We start from the raw sequence: 13,817 nt of genomic DNA, 5'->3' as shown, positions 1-13,817 counted from the left end.
GAAGCCTCGCAGAAATGCGGGGTTTTTTTATGCCCCTACCTGAAGGTAGGTTGGCTAGCGCGTCCCGCCTGCGGGCGGGAAGGTCACCGGTTCGACTCTGGTTTCCTCCACCACCGTTCGTGGCGAAGGACGAAGCTTTAAATCGGCCCTACCGAAAGGTGAGGCTTTTTTATGTCCCGTTAAGTCCTTCTGCGGTTACATCATCTATGCCGCGTCGCTCGACCAATACTATCTCGGCTCCACAGGTAACCTGGAAGACCGGCTTTACCGGCATAGGAATTCCGGGAGTAAGGGCACTAAAAAAGCGAAAGACTGGGCGCTTCGTAATACCGAGTCGTGTGCGTGGCGTGCAGAAGCGCTGAACCGGGAAGCGGCATGCCCCTGCAGCATCCGTTCGATACGCGGCCCGGCGACGGCGCCCGGCGGAATAGTATGGGCGCGGATACCCCATTTGCCGGGTTCAATGGAAAGGGTGTTCGTACACCCGATGTTACCCGCTTCGCCCGGGCATAAGGGCTGCGGTTCTCACACCCGAACCAGCCCGCTACCGACGACCTATTGATGATGGCACCGTTCGGCAACCACTATTTTCTGAGGATGGTGGTTACCCAGCCGGCAAACGCCTCCATAAACTTTTTCATGAAGTCACGCGTGGATTCGTTCGTGAGCGTTCCGCTTTCATCGAATAGTTTGGATGCGCCGCCCACGTATGCTTCGGGATGTTGCATCGTGGGTACGTTGATAAAGACGAGCGATTGCCGGAGATGTTGGTTGGCGCCGAAGCCGCCGATGGCACCGGGCGAGACACTTACGACCGCGCCAGGCTTTCCGTTCCACACACTTTTACCATAGGGCCGCGATCCAACATCGATCGCATTTTTCAGTACGGCGGGAACCGAACGGTTGTACTCCGGCGTTACAAACAGGACGCCGTCCATACCTTTTATTTGGTCCCGGAACGAGGTCCAGGCTTCGGGTGCCGACGCATCCAGGTCCTCGTTATAAAGGGGCAATTCGCCGATGCTGATGATCTGGAGCGAAAGGGATGGCGGTGCGAGCTCCTGCAGTGCGCGCGCCATCTTCCGGTTAAAGGACTCCTTGCGTAAACTGCCGACAAGTACGGCGATCTGGTAACGTTCCATGTGCCTGATTATTTGCGGTTATTGCCGGCCGCCACCTTAGGATGGACCTGGTGAAGATGCGGGCGCAGCCATAGATCCTGAAGTTACGGACGTTCCGCACAGTCTGCGATGTCCGTTAACGCTACCGCCGATTTCCCATAGCGCGAAACATCGGTAAGGACGGTCTCGGCATAAGGCGGAGTTCATCATTTGATAAATCGCGCGTTCATACACCGTTTTGCCCAGTCCGGTAAAAAAGTACTTGCCCCGCGCATAACCTACGAGCATCTTCGTTAAAGTAATCACCAAGACCACATTCATGAAGAAAATCACCCTGCTCCTGACCTTGCTGTTCCTGGCAGGAGCCGCCTTCAGCCAATACCGTGTAACCGGCTCCGTGAGCGACAGCAGCCGCAAGGCCCTTCTCCAGGTGAACCTACAGATCAAGAGCGGCGGCAAGGCGGTGTACAGCACCACTTCCGGCGAGTCGGGCGCTTTTTCGTTTGGCGCTGTAGCGGCCGGCAGCTATATCCTGGAAGTTAGCGCAGCGGGCTTCCAAAACTACTCCGAACCCCTGCAGATCGCCACGGGTAGTGGTGAAAAAGCACTGGAGCCCATCCTGCTCGCCGCCGACCGTAAGGAGCTCAGCACCGTAGTCGTTACCGCACAACAGCAGAAGTCGCTCGTGGAAGACAAAGGTGATCGCCTGGTGTACAATGCTTCCGCCGACATCTCGAACGCCGGGGGCACGGCCGCCGACGTGCTGCGCAAAGTGCCGACGCTGACGGTAGACCTCGATGGCAACGTGCAGATGCGCGGCAACGGCAACATCAAAGTGCTCATCAATGGCAAGCCCTCGGCGCTCATGGCGCGCAACCTCGCCGACGCGTTGCGGCAGATGCCGGCCAACATCATCAAGACCGTTGAAGTGATTACCAGCCCGGGCGCGAAGTACGATGCGGAGGGATCGGCGGGCGTCATCAACATCATCACGAAGCGCGGCCTTCGCGGGTTCAACGGCTCGCTCAACGCCACCGCCGGCGACCGCAACCGCAGCATCGGTACGAGCCTAAGCCTCCGCCGGAAGAAGCTCGGGCTCAACTTCTCGGGCAACGTGTACCAGTACCGCAACGTGTCGGAATATTCGGCCGTGCGCACGACGTTGCAGAACGGGCTGCCCGATCGCATCCTGCATACCGGCACCAATGCCGATAACACGGGTACCGGCGCCTACAGCGAGCTCGCGGTCGACTACGACCCCGACTCGATCAACCATATCAACCTCTCCGTGAACATCTGGGGCGGCGACTTTCCGAACAATTCCACCGCCAACATCCGCCTCACCGACGGGGCCGGCAACGTGCTGGAGAATTACCGCAACGAAAGCCACTTCACCAACCCTTACGGCAATGGCCAGATCGACCTCGGCTGGACGCGCTCCTTCAAAAAGCCCGGGCAAGAATTCTCACTGTTGTCGCAGTTCAGCCGCATGCCCGACAACTACTTTTACAACACCGACCGCTTCGCCGGCACGGGCCTGCTCTATCGCGAGGAAAGCGAGAACTACAGCCGCAATAAGGAATACACCTTCCAGGCCGACTACACGCATCCGTTCAAGATCAAGGGCAGGATGGATACGAGCACGCTGAAGCTGGAACTGGGATCGAAAGCCATCATCCGCAACATCGGCAGCGAGGTGCGCGTGAAGACCTCGCCCAACGGCCACGAGGTGCTCACATCCGACCCGTCGCAGAACAACGATTTCGAATACAAGCAGCGCGTATACAGCGGCTACAGCTCGCTGCGGTGGAGCAACAAGAAGCGCTGGAATATCAATGCCGGCCTGCGCCTGGAGCACACCGTCATCGACGGCGCCTTCATTACCAGCAACAGCAGCATCAGCCAGGAATACGACAACCTGATCCCGAGTGCCCTGATCTCCAAAGGCATGGGTAAGCACAGCCTGAAGGTGAGCTACACGCAACGCATCACCCGCCCGCAGATCTGGTACCTCAATCCCTGGATCAACCGCACCAACCCCAAAAGCCTGGTGACGGGCACGCCTGCCCTGCGGCCCGAGCTGAACCACGCCACGGAGCTAAGCCACAGCTACACCACGCCGAAAGGCTTTTCGCTCAACACCGCCTTCTACTGGCGCCAGACCGATAACGCCATCGAATACGTGAGCCGCATCGATTCCACCGGCGCTTATGTCAGCGGCGCCGACAGCGGCAACGTTACGGTCAGCCGCCCGCTAAACGTGGCGCGCCGGGCCGTGCTGGGAGTGAATATGAACGTGTCGGCCAAGCCGAACAAAAACTGGAGCGTCAACGGCGGCGGTGACCTGCGCCATGTAGACATCAACAGCCCCGCAACCGGCCAGCGCAGCGAAGGCTGGACCTGGAACTTCAATACCAACACCAGCTACAAACTGCCCGGCAACTACACGCTGCAGGGCTACGCAGGGGTCTATTCCGGCTGGATCGGGCTCCAGAACCGTAATAATACGGTTGGCTACTGGTATGGCCTTTCGGCGAAGAAAACTTTCTGGAAAGACGCCGGCAGCCTCACTTTTGCCAGCAACATGCCCTTTACGCGCGGCATCCGCCAGCGCAGCGAGGAGCGCGGCATCGGGTTTTATGCCGAATCGCAGAACCTGTGGGTCAACCGCTCCTTCCGCCTCACTTTTGAATGGCGCTTCGGGCAGATGTCGTCGGAAGGCGGCAAGCAGGGGAAGAAGATCGCCAACGATGATAGCGGGCGTTAGGCAGGAGTACGCTTGCTGTAAATAAAAAACCAAAGGCGTCGCTTACGCGACGCCTTTGGCGTCTTTGCAGGCGTCCGCCCATCAGGCGTTCGCTTAAGCTCAGAACCGGATGATGTCGATATGATATTTTCTGCCGATCCGGTACGTGTAGCGTTGCCACTTGTCGATAGCGTAACCCGCTGCAAATACGCCACCGGCGATGGCGAGCTCGGTGCCTTGGCCGGACAGCGAATAGGTTCCTTCCCGAAGCCCGTTGGCCAGGCTCAGTGCGGTGTAGCCCACGGCGCCGATGCGCATCAGCTTGCCGATAAGGTTGCCGCCGTTGCTGATGCCGAACTCGCCATGGCGGAAGTCCACTTCAACACCACGCCGCGGGAAAGCGGTGATGGTATTTTGCGCATAGCCCTGCACCGGAAGGTAAAGCGTGTCGTTGCCGATCTGGTAGTAGCGCACGATATGCGCCTTGATAAAAACGGAGTCGTTGCGCAGGGCGATGAGCTCCCCCTTTTGCCAGGAGCCGTCATTCAATTGAAATGCGATCGTGCCGCCTTCCCAGTACCGGGCCACCGTGCGGTTGCCTCTTTTAAGGAGCAGCAGGTTGCGCTGGGCCTGTGCGGTACACAGGAGGCCGAGCAGGCAGCCGGCAAGCAGGATCGGTTTCATGGTTGCCAAAGTAGCAAAGCCCGCACGGAAGCAGTGCAACGGATTCGTTAAAGTCACGTCCTTATTTTTAGAAAATGAAATCCGTGCTCCTGGTACTTTCCGCGGTTGTATTGATCACCGCCTGTAACAGCAATGGCTCCGGCGCCAACGTTCCTGCCATTCACCGCGCGGGCAGTGATTCCCGTGGCGAGCAGCTCATTGCCCAAAGCGATTGCCTTTCCTGCCACAAGAACGAAGAGCCGCTCGTGGGGCCCTCCTACAAATCGGTAGCCGAACGCTACACCGGGAAGCCGGATGCCGTGCTCCTGCTGGCCGGCAAGATCCTGAAGGGCGGCAGCGGCAACTGGGGACAAACCCCGATGACCCCGCACCCGGACCTGTCGCAGGAAGACGCGGAGGCGATGGCGGAATACATACTGTCGTTGAAATAAATCCGGCAGCGTGTTTGAGCAACAGGTAGATGGCGTTGTCGAAAAGGTGTTTCGCTCCATGCTGCCTCTTTTTTTTAGGAACGTCCAGCGCCCGGCCTTTGCAAAGAAGAGCATCCAATGAAGGTCAGCCGTGCGGATAACACGGTAAACATGCGTTCGGCCGGCCCCTACATTTGCACAAACAGTAAACATGTCCCTGACCAAAGCATACGCCGCCTACGACGCTTCCAGTCCTCTTCGTGATTTTTCGCTCGAACGCCGCGAGCCCGGACCGCACGACGTGCAGATTGAGATTCTGTATTGCGGTGTTTGCCACTCCGACATCCACCAGGTGCGCAACGAGTGGGGCGGATCGATCTACCCGATGGTGCCCGGCCACGAGATCGTGGGTCGTGTGACCGCCGTAGGGGCGCATGTGAAGAAATTCCAGGTAGGCGACCTCGCCGGCGTGGGCTGCCTTGTTGACAGCTGCCGCGAATGCTCCAAGTGTAAAGAAGGCCTCGAGCAATACTGCGAAAACGGCTCGGTGGGTACGTACAATGCTTACGAGCGCGATGGCAAGACCGTCACCTACGGCGGCTACAGCAAGCAGATCGTTACCACCGAAGATTTCGTGCTGAAGGTATCTGATAAGCTCGACCTGAAGGCCGTGGCCCCGCTGCTTTGCGCGGGCATTACTACCTGGTCGCCGCTGCGTCACTGGAAGGTGGGCAAAGGCCACAGGGTGGGCGTGCTCGGTCTCGGCGGCCTCGGCCACATGGCCGTGAAGTTCGCTGCCTCTTTCGGCGCTGAAGTAACGATGCTGAGCCATTCGCCGTCCAAGGAAGCCGACGCCAAACGCCTCGGCGCGCACCGCTTCGCCCTTACCAGCAACCCCGGCACCCTGAAGGAGCTTTCGGGTTATTTCGACTTCATCATCGACACGGTGTCGGCTCCGCACGATTATAATACCTACCTCAACCTGCTCAATACGAGCGGTACGATGATCTGCGTGGGCGCCCCGCCGGCACCGGCACAGATCGCCGTGTTCAACCTCATCATGCAGCGCCGCAGTATCGCCGGCTCGCTCATCGGCGGCATTCCCGAAACCCAGGAGATGCTCGACTACTGCGCCGAGCACGGGATCGTTTCGGATGTGGAAATGATCGACATCAAGAACATCAACGAGGCCTACGAGCGCATGATGAAGGGCGACGTCAAATACCGATTCGTGATCGACCTCGCCACCCTGTAATTTTCCGCTGGCGAGGCAACCTCTGGGGCAAAATCGCGTACTTTATGGGCAACCAACACGAGAATCCGCCCATTTGGACCTGCAATTGACCATAAGAAATTGCCTCGCCCAGAACAGCCGGGAGCAAAAAGCCCTGTACCAGCAGTACTATGGCTATAGCCTCAAGGTCGTGTTCCGCTACATCTTCCACTACGACACCGCCGTGGACGTGGTCAACGACGGCTGGGTAAAGGTGTTCCGCAACCTGGAGCGCTTCCATCCCGAGCCGGGCGTCAACGTGGAAATGATGTTCATGGGCTGGCTCCGTACCATCATGGTCAATACGGCTATCGATCACCTGCGCAAGAACAATTTCCTGCAGGAGATCGGATCGCTGCCCGAGGAAGTATGGCAGCCCGAAGACCCGGGCGCCCGCTCAGACGGGGCGCTGCTGTACAAGGAACTGGTAAAGGAGATCAAGAAGTTGCCGCCGGCCTACCGGGCGGTTTTCAATATGTATGTCATCGACGGCTTCAGCCACCAGGAGATCGCCGACCAGCTCGGGATCGCCGTGGGAACGTCCAAGTCGAACCTGGCCAAAGCCCGGATGTCGCTGCAAAAAATTCTAAAAAAAAATGATTCGGATCTGACCTATGCAATCTGTCAATGACGATATGGACGAATTGTGGCGCAAGGCGGGTAACGAATATCCCCTGAATACCGGTGGCGCCGACTGGGACAAGCTCGCAGCACGCCTCGGACTCCCACCCGAGGAGCCGAAGCGTAAAGACCGCCGCTACCTGTGGCTGCTGCTTCTGCTCCTCGTTCCCGTTGTTTGCATCCGTCCCTTACCGCTAGGCATGGGGACTGCCTCCGACCACGAATCCGCAGGGCCGAAGTCCGCTACGGGAACCGGGGCGCACAATGACCCACAGGATATTCCCGTTACAACTGCCGCACCCGGTCAGGGCGGCGCGCCGGTCCAAACGCCGGACGCTGTTGCCGGTCAAACCACCCCTAGTCGTCAGCACGACGCAGCGACCGGTGATGTACCGGCGCCCAATGCCGGCGCGTCCTCAACCACCCGTGATTCAGCCCCGGACCAACCCGGTGCCGTTCTGCGCGTTGACCGTAGAAATACGGATGGCCGCAACGCGGTAGCGTCGGCTACATCCGCGGCAGCAACGGGCACGCGGACGCAGCAGCGCCCGCGTGTACGGCGCCAAACAGCAGCAACCAATCCACCGATGGCCGGCAGTGCCCGCCAGGCGAGCCGCCACAGCGGCAACGCACCTGTTCCTGTGCGTTCCAATGTAGCCATTGGCGATCCCGTTCCGGTAGACAGTACTTCCCTCGTGAAGTCGGATGTGCCCCCTGCCGAAGTGCCGGTTGTCGTGCCGCCGATCGTAACTGCTCCGGTGCCAACAAAAGATTCGGCTGCGATACAGCGTCCCATGGTTCCTGCCGTTTCCGATTCGGTCCCAAATACTCCGGCGCCGAAAAAGCAGCCATCACAGCGCCGTTCCCACTTTTACGCAGGTATCGTTGGAGGCACGGGCTTTACCACGATCAAGCGCCAGAAGTCGCCGGGACCCGGTTATGATATCGGTATCGCTGTTGGATACCAGCCCAACCGGCACCTGGCCATTGAAGCCGAAGTGCTCTGGAGCCGCAAGCAGTATTTCAGCCATGGTAAATACCTGAAGAACGATCTCAGCTACCTCCCTGCTTATTCGTATGTGCGTGCAGTCAACGGTGATTGCCGGATGATCGAGATCCCGCTCACGCTGCAGTACCATTTTGCGTTCCGCAAAAAAGGGAACTGGTTTGCGGCCGCCGGCTTTTCGAGCTACCTGATGAAGCGCGAGGAATACGGCTATGACGTAAAGAACCTCATGACGACCTATGAAGGTCACTACGACACCACGCTGCGCAATGCCACGCGCGACTGGATGGCCCTGCTGCAGGTGTCGGCCGGTTACCGCTTCGAGCTGCGCCGCCGCTATAGCCTGCGTGTGGAGCCTTACGTGCAATTGCCGGTTGGCGATGCCGGTGCGGGCCGCTTGCCGCTGACGAGCTACGGCCTGCGCGTAGCCCTTTTGAAAAGCCTGTTCTAAGCAACCCGCGCGCCTTTAGCTGCGTATTCATCCGGTGTAAAGCCGCAACATGAAGACAGCATCACTGCCCGCGCGGAAGTCTATCGCACCCTTCACCGAAATACCGGCCGGCGGCTTGCTGAGCCGCCGCCAGCTGGAGCTGGCGCAAGTGCCCTCGCCGCTGGGCCGCCGCCGCAACCGCCTGCTGAAACGCGCAGTGGACGTTGGTGCCACTACCGTATTTATACTGTTGCTCTTCCCGTGGTTCCTGCCGCTGGCTGCGTTGCTCATCTGCATCGATTCGCGCGGTCCCGTTTTTTTCAGGCAGCGCCGGCACAAGCGTAATGGCCGCGAATTCTATTGCCTCAAGCTGCGCACGATGGTGCTCAACCGCGATGCGGACACCTGTGCGGCCTTCGAGGGCGACCGGCGCATCACCCGCGTTGGGCGCCTCTTGCGCCGCACCCATCTCGACGAGCTGCCACAGCTGCTCAACGTGTGGTGGGGCGACATGTCGCTCGTGGGGCCCCGTCCGCATATGCTCAGTGAGAACGAACGCTTCACCCTCGATGTGCCCGGCTACCGCCTCCGGCAACAGGTAAAGCCCGGCATCACCGGTTTGGCGCAGGTGCGCGGCCACGTAGGCGCCACCCACGACCGCGTCGCCATCGAACGCCGTGTGCAATCCGATGTGCAATACATCCGTCATTGGACGCTCGTGCTTGATGCCCGGATCCTGTGGGGCACGGTGGCTTCTTTTTTCACCGGGTCTAAAAACCGGCGCGCATGAGCCTGCTGCGCCGCAGCTGGCGGCTCCTCGAAGGCCCCGAACGGTGGCGCTATGTCCTGCTGTCGCTCGCCGATGCGCTCGTGCAACTCCTCGACATAGCCTTTCTTGCAGCCCTGCTGCTGCTCGTAAAGCGACTGTTGCAAAAGGAAAGCATCGGGCCGTTTCCGGTGCCGCTCCTGTTGCTGCTCTTCTTTGCCGCCTTTCTGGTAAAGAACGGCTGCGGGTTGACGGTCCAACGCGCCCTTCATACACTCGCAGGCCGTGTGTCACTCCGGCTGTCGGGCCGGCAGCTCGAGGCCTGCCAGCAGGCGGCGCACGCCGAGTTCCTGCATAGCGATACATCCGTATTAATACGGAAGGTCAACTTTCACCCTGTGGAGTTCGCGCACTACATCCTGCTCGGCCTGCAGCAGATCGCGGCACAGCTGCTGCTGATCGCCGCATCGGTGGTGGCCGTACTGCTCTACGACCCGGCCCTCTTCGCCCTGGTGGTAGCCGTGCTGCTGCCGCCGGCCTTTTTCCTGTTTCGCGGCATCAAGCGGCGCATCGACCGGAGCAAGGACACCGTAAAAGACGCCAACGAAGCGTCACTGCGCTGCCTGCTGGATGCGCTGAAGGGTCAACCTGAGGCGAAAGTATACGGCCGGCAAGAGTTCTTTCGCGATCGCTACCTCCATGCGCGCCGCCGCTTCAGTAACGCCTATTTCGGGATGATGGGGTGGCAGCAATGGCCGGCCCGCTCCCTGGAAACGGTGGCCGTGCTCGGGCTCCTGTTGCTGCTCGGCTTTTCGCTGCAACGTCCTGACACGGGCGCTTACCTCCTGTTGCGCGCCGGTGCTTTTTTGGCCGCTGCTTACAAGGTAATTCCCGGCCTCGTCAAGATCATCGGGGCGTCGGGCCAGCTTCGCGCCTGGAGCTTTACGCTCGACGACGCGCCGCCGCGGCAGGAGCAGCCGGTCGCTTCGGGTCCGATCAGGAAACTGGAAGTAAGCGGGTTGAGTTATGCCTGGGATCGCAAGCCTCTTTTAGAGAACCTTTCCTTCGAGGCTTTCCCCGGCGACATCGTTTTACTGGAAAGTCCGTCCGGTAGTGGCAAGACGACACTGTTGCATTTGCTGCTTGGCTTCATCGAGCCCCAGGCCGGAGCCGTTCGGATCAACGGGGTGCGGGTGCGTCCCGGCAATGCCGCTGCATTCTGGACGCGGACGGCTTATGTGCGGCAGGATGCATTCCTCATCCAGGATAGCGTGGCGCGCAATATCACGTTGGAAGATGAGCCGCTGGATTCGCAGCGGCTGCAGGTTGTATTGCGCGCTACCGGCCTGTCGCGGATGCTGGCGGCCACCGGTGATACTTTTCACAAGCAGGTGCTGGAGAACGGCCGCAACCTGAGCGGCGGGCAGCAACAGCGGATAGCCCTGGCGCGCGCGCTGTATCGTCGTGCCGACCTGTACCTGCTCGACGAGCCCTTCAATGAACTGGATCGTGCCGCTGTTGACGAGTTGCAGGCATTATTACAGGATGAAGCAGCCGCCGGCAAGATTGTCATCGTAGTTACGCATCAACCGGAAACCATTCCCGGCGCCCGCCGGATACGCATACATGGAAAACAAGCGCAACCTGATCGTACTGATCACGCCCGGCTTCGCAGCCTCTGAAGACGACAGCTCCTGCCTGCCGTTGCAGCAGGCGCTGGTGCGCGCCTGGCTCCGCCTCGCGCCCGGTTGTACCGTGGCGGTACTGGCCCTGCATTACCCGGTCCATGATGGGCGGTACCGGGTTTTCGGAGCAGACGTTTATCCCTTCAACGGACGAAATCGTGGTCATCTTCGCCGCTGGCAACGGGCGCGCTCGGTGTATCGCTGCCTCGACGCACTGCACCAGGAATACCACATCAGGGGCATCGTGTCTTGTTGGTATGGAGAGGCCGCAGCACTGGGCAACCGCTTTGCACATTGCCACGGTTTGCAGCATTTTTGCTGGCTGCTCGGGCAGGACGCGCGTGCCGCAAACCCCTGGCCACGCCGCCTTCGACTGCCGGCAGGTGCGTTAGTGGCGTTGTCAGAATCGTTGCGCGCCACCTTTGCGCAGCATCACGGGATCCGCCCGGCGCATGTTATTTCACCCGGGGTAGAGCCCTTTCAAAGAGTTACGGATACGTCTCGTACGATCGACATACTGGGCGTCGGCTCACTCATCCCGCTAAAGCGATGGACCGTATTTATACGGATCGTCGGCCGGCTGCAGGCAGGGCGGCCCGGACTGCGTGCTGTTATTGCCGGCGCGGGTCCGGAGGAATGTGCGCTGCGCAGGCAGGTGGAGGCGCTCGGCCTTTCTGGTCACTTGCTCTTTGCCGGTGAATTGCCGCACGCCGCCGTGTTGCGCCTGATGGCGCAGGCTCGGGTATTGTTGCATCCATCGGAATACGAGGGCTACTCGGGTGTGTGCCAGGAGGCCCTCACCGTAGGTACACCCGTCGTCAGCTGCTGCAGCCCCGGTGGGGAGGACAGGCGTTTTTGGCAGACCGGCTGCACAGAAGATGCCCTGCAGCAATTGGTGGGAGCTTGGTTGTCGGAAAACGGTATACCGCCGCAACGTTTTTCCATCGACGACACAGCGCATCAATGGATCGCTTTGTTCGCTGCTGGCATCGGTGCGGGATCCTCCACGAATTGGAGTAGTCCCCTTGCGATGGCGGTGAAGGAAAAGTGTTCCTGAAACCGTTCCAGCACAGCGGTTCGCTGTGCCGTTGTATCGAGACGCAATGCCTGACGGAGTGCCTGATGCAGGGCCGCGGCGTCACCCGGTGGAAAGGAAACCCCGCAGGGGCCGGCCAGTTGTCGGAGCGATGGAATGCCCGTGTAGACCGGGATGCAGCCGCAGGAGAGGGCTTCGCAAAAGGCAATACCGCCGCCCTCGTAGTGCGAGGCGCTGACGAAAAAGCCAGCGGCACGGTACCAGGGCTCCAGGTCGCGGTGCGGCAGGGTGCCGAGCAGCTGCACCGCGCCGGAAAGCTTCGGGTCGCCGGCAACAATTGCGCGCAGCTCCGCTTCCAGGGGGCCGCCGCCGAAGGCCATCGCGAGCTTTGCCTGCGGCGCCTCCTGCAGCAGCGCCGAGAAAGCCCGCAGCACCGTATGCGGGTCCTTGTTCGCGTCGAGGCGTCCTACCCAAAGAAACAGGGGCACGTCGATGGGTACGCCGAGCATTTGCCTCGCTTCAGCACGGCTGCCCGGTAGAAATACGGATGACCCATGGAGCAGGTAGTGTACTTTGGAAGCCGGTATGATGCCACGCGCCACCCAGGGCGCCACATTACCGGGTGATGTGAACAGGTAGCCATCCACCGCGCGGTCCGCCATTGCCTGCAGGCGCCCGCGCCAGCCCGGGGCAGGGAGTTCATCGCGGTGCCACAGCAGGATGCGCGGCCCCTGGCCTAACGCCGCCCGCAGCTGCAACACCTGCAGCGGAAAGCTGACGCCATTAACCAGTACAAGGTCGGGGCGCAGGCTGCGGATAAAGCGGTGGCCGGACCAGGGAAAGCGTTGGGACGACAGCGAACGGAAGTGGTAGTGTACGCCCGCTTGCTGCAGACTGGTCCGGGCGTTTATGTGTTCGATGCTGTGCACCTCGTGGTTTGTAGCGAGCGCCTCGAGGATGCCGGTATAGAAATCGATACGCTGCAGCCAGGCTTGCGGGTCGCTGTACGAAAGGGTGGCGTGGTAGCCGCTGCTGAGAATGCGCATGATGGTAATGAATACGGTGGCCGATGGCTGCCGGTTGTCACATATGAACATCGTTTCAAAAATATGGAGACGGGCGGCCCGCCTGCCGTTTGCGCAGGAGTACCTCTGTGTGGATGCGGAGACCTTTGCCGACACACTATTTGTTTACGACGTGCGCGCGGGCCGCGTGCACGCCGATGTCACACGACGCCATAGCCTCGTCGGCTACAGCCCGCTGCTGCTGGCCTTTCCGCCCGGTGCGGATCCGCCGCCGCAGCGCACATTGCTCTTCTGCAACAGACCCTGTGTTCCGGGCGAACGAGCACCCGGTGATGCGGTGCTTGCTACGTTGGAACTGCGGCTCTTTCCGCAAACATCTGATTCCTACTTGCTCTACGAAGGCATCCGCGTGCGGCACCGCCTGCTTCCCTTCTGGAAACGCTACAGTCTCGACGCGTTCAACAACCTCCGCCAAGGTGAAGCCGGCAATGTGCACCTGCCCGGGAATCGTTACCAGCAGGTGCAGGTAACCTATGCTTTGCCGCGCAGCGTTTGTCTCATTTCAGTGTGTAGCGAAGGAGGTTGCAACCTGTTCCCCACCGACCTGCACGGGCCGGTCGGCAACAACCGGTACCTGATTTCACTCCGCATCGGCGGGAAAGCCTGCGCGCAGGTGGAAGAAGCCGGCGGGTTGCTCCTGGCGCAGATGTCGCCCGCGCAGGCCGGGCTCGTCTATAGTTTGGGCAAGAACCACATGCGCTCATTGCGGCCGGCCGAGGAGCTTCCTTTTTCCGGTACCTTTTGCGGGTTGCCGGTACCGGAGGGCGCCGCCTGGTTGCGGCACCTGCGGTTGCGGGAAGCACAGGATGCGGGTATTCATCGCCTGCTTCTCTTCGACGTAGCGGCAGAGCGGTCGGGACACCATCCGGGCCACCTCGCCCATGTGCATGCCGCTTATGCCACCTGGCGCCTGCGCCATGGCCACGCAGGCAACTATTTGACGCGCTGATCGTA

13 protein-coding genes are annotated in these 13,817 nt (G+C 60.4%); 10 read left to right on the top strand and 3 right to left on the bottom strand.

Annotated elements, in window-relative coordinates; genetic code table 11:
* Positions 1 to 97 precede the first annotated feature (97 nt).
* Positions 98 to 562, top strand: coding sequence for a GIY-YIG nuclease family protein (locus E0486_RS19350; protein WP_131852193.1), 465 nt, complete (start codon positions 98 to 100; stop codon positions 560 to 562).
* A 22-nt stretch (positions 563 to 584) separates the two neighbouring features.
* Here E0486_RS19350 and E0486_RS10810 read toward each other — a convergent pair whose 3' ends face one another.
* Positions 585 to 1,142, bottom strand: coding sequence for an NADPH-dependent FMN reductase (locus tag E0486_RS10810; RefSeq protein WP_131852190.1), 558 nt, complete (start codon positions 1,140 to 1,142; stop codon positions 585 to 587).
* A 298-nt stretch (positions 1,143 to 1,440) separates the two neighbouring features.
* Here E0486_RS10810 and E0486_RS10805 point away from each other — a divergent pair, with 298 nt between their 5' ends.
* Positions 1,441 to 3,888 (top strand): outer membrane beta-barrel family protein, encoded by a 2,448-nt coding sequence (locus tag E0486_RS10805; RefSeq protein WP_131852189.1) that lies wholly within the window; start codon positions 1,441 to 1,443, stop codon positions 3,886 to 3,888.
* Positions 3,889 to 3,987: 99 nt separating this feature from the next.
* Here E0486_RS10805 and E0486_RS10800 read toward each other — a convergent pair whose 3' ends face one another.
* Positions 3,988 to 4,551: a hypothetical protein gene (locus E0486_RS10800; protein ID WP_131852188.1), complete on the bottom strand. Its 564-nt coding sequence runs from the start codon at positions 4,549 to 4,551 to the stop codon at positions 3,988 to 3,990.
* A 74-nt stretch (positions 4,552 to 4,625) separates the two neighbouring features.
* Between E0486_RS10800 and E0486_RS10795 the strand changes: the two genes are divergently transcribed.
* The 7 genes from E0486_RS10795 to E0486_RS10765 all read left to right on the top strand — a co-directional run bounded on the left by E0486_RS10795 (position 4,626) and on the right by E0486_RS10765 (position 11,799).
* On the top strand, positions 4,626 to 4,982 hold the full coding sequence (locus tag E0486_RS10795) for a c-type cytochrome (RefSeq protein ID WP_131852187.1): 357 nt from the start codon (positions 4,626 to 4,628) through the stop codon (positions 4,980 to 4,982).
* 190 nt (positions 4,983 to 5,172) lie between these two features.
* Entirely contained in the window at positions 5,173 to 6,216 is a 1,044-nt protein-coding gene (locus E0486_RS10790) for an NAD(P)-dependent alcohol dehydrogenase (protein ID WP_131852186.1), read from the top strand.
* A gap of 73 nt (positions 6,217 to 6,289) precedes the next feature.
* The gene (locus E0486_RS10785) at positions 6,290 to 6,865 is read left to right on the top strand and encodes an RNA polymerase sigma factor (protein WP_243697423.1); all 576 of its coding nucleotides are present in this window, start codon (positions 6,290 to 6,292) and stop codon (positions 6,863 to 6,865) included.
* Positions 6,849 to 8,312, top strand: coding sequence for a porin family protein (locus tag E0486_RS10780; RefSeq protein WP_131852185.1), 1,464 nt, complete (start codon positions 6,849 to 6,851; stop codon positions 8,310 to 8,312). Before E0486_RS10785 ends, E0486_RS10780 begins: the two co-directional genes overlap by 17 nt.
* A 49-nt stretch (positions 8,313 to 8,361) precedes the next feature.
* Complete coding sequence (locus E0486_RS10775; protein WP_131852184.1) at positions 8,362 to 9,081, top strand: sugar transferase; 720 nt, start codon at positions 8,362 to 8,364, stop codon at positions 9,079 to 9,081.
* Positions 9,078 to 10,739 carry an ATP-binding cassette domain-containing protein gene (locus E0486_RS10770; RefSeq protein ID WP_131852183.1) on the top strand — a complete coding sequence of 554 codons (1,662 nt, stop codon included), beginning with the start codon at positions 9,078 to 9,080 and terminating at the stop codon, positions 10,737 to 10,739. Before E0486_RS10775 ends, E0486_RS10770 begins: the two co-directional genes overlap by 4 nt.
* Positions 10,684 to 11,799, top strand: coding sequence for a glycosyltransferase family 4 protein (locus E0486_RS10765; protein ID WP_131852182.1), 1,116 nt, complete (start codon positions 10,684 to 10,686; stop codon positions 11,797 to 11,799). Before E0486_RS10770 ends, E0486_RS10765 begins: the two co-directional genes overlap by 56 nt.
* Here E0486_RS10765 and E0486_RS10760 read toward each other — a convergent pair.
* A complete protein-coding gene (locus E0486_RS10760) occupies positions 11,703 to 12,875 on the bottom strand; it encodes a glycosyltransferase family 4 protein (RefSeq protein ID WP_131852181.1) in 1,173 nt (390 codons plus the stop codon). The genes E0486_RS10765 and E0486_RS10760 overlap by 97 nt on opposite strands.
* Between E0486_RS10760 and E0486_RS10755 the strand changes: the two genes are divergently transcribed.
* Positions 12,868 to 13,812 carry a hypothetical protein gene (locus tag E0486_RS10755; RefSeq protein WP_131852180.1) on the top strand — a complete coding sequence of 315 codons (945 nt, stop codon included), beginning with the start codon at positions 12,868 to 12,870 and terminating at the stop codon, positions 13,810 to 13,812. The two genes, E0486_RS10760 and E0486_RS10755, sit on opposite strands and share 8 nt — an antisense overlap.
* Positions 13,813 to 13,817: the final 5 nt, after the last annotated feature.

It is taken from the genome of Flaviaesturariibacter aridisoli (assembly GCF_004343705.1).
Taxonomy (GTDB): Bacteria; Bacteroidota; Bacteroidia; order Chitinophagales; family Chitinophagaceae; genus Flavisolibacter; species Flavisolibacter aridisoli.
The sequence above is the reverse complement of the archived record's forward strand: the minus strand, read 5'-3'. Positions and strand labels throughout refer to the sequence as shown.

Excerpts from the sequence above, each read along its gene's own strand:
- E0486_RS10765 (WP_131852182.1), top strand. The coding sequence starts at position 10,684 with ATGGAAAACAAGCGCAACCTGATCGTACTGATCACGCCCGGCTTCGCA.
- E0486_RS10800 (WP_131852188.1), bottom strand. The coding sequence starts at position 4,551 with ATGAAACCGATCCTGCTTGCCGGCTGCCTGCTCGGCCTCCTGTGTACC.
- E0486_RS10795 (WP_131852187.1), top strand. The coding sequence starts at position 4,626 with ATGAAATCCGTGCTCCTGGTACTTTCCGCGGTTGTATTGATCACCGCC.
- E0486_RS10770 (WP_131852183.1), top strand. The coding sequence starts at position 9,078 with ATGAGCCTGCTGCGCCGCAGCTGGCGGCTCCTCGAAGGCCCCGAACGG.
- E0486_RS10755 (WP_131852180.1), top strand. The coding sequence starts at position 12,868 with ATGAACATCGTTTCAAAAATATGGAGACGGGCGGCCCGCCTGCCGTTT.
- E0486_RS10790 (WP_131852186.1), top strand. The coding sequence starts at position 5,173 with ATGTCCCTGACCAAAGCATACGCCGCCTACGACGCTTCCAGTCCTCTT.
- E0486_RS10760 (WP_131852181.1), bottom strand. The coding sequence starts at position 12,875 with ATGTTCATATGTGACAACCGGCAGCCATCGGCCACCGTATTCATTACC.
- E0486_RS10805 (WP_131852189.1), top strand. The coding sequence starts at position 1,441 with ATGAAGAAAATCACCCTGCTCCTGACCTTGCTGTTCCTGGCAGGAGCC.
- E0486_RS10810 (WP_131852190.1), bottom strand. The coding sequence starts at position 1,142 with ATGGAACGTTACCAGATCGCCGTACTTGTCGGCAGTTTACGCAAGGAG.
- E0486_RS10775 (WP_131852184.1), top strand. The coding sequence starts at position 8,362 with ATGAAGACAGCATCACTGCCCGCGCGGAAGTCTATCGCACCCTTCACC.
- E0486_RS10780 (WP_131852185.1), top strand. The coding sequence starts at position 6,849 with ATGCAATCTGTCAATGACGATATGGACGAATTGTGGCGCAAGGCGGGT.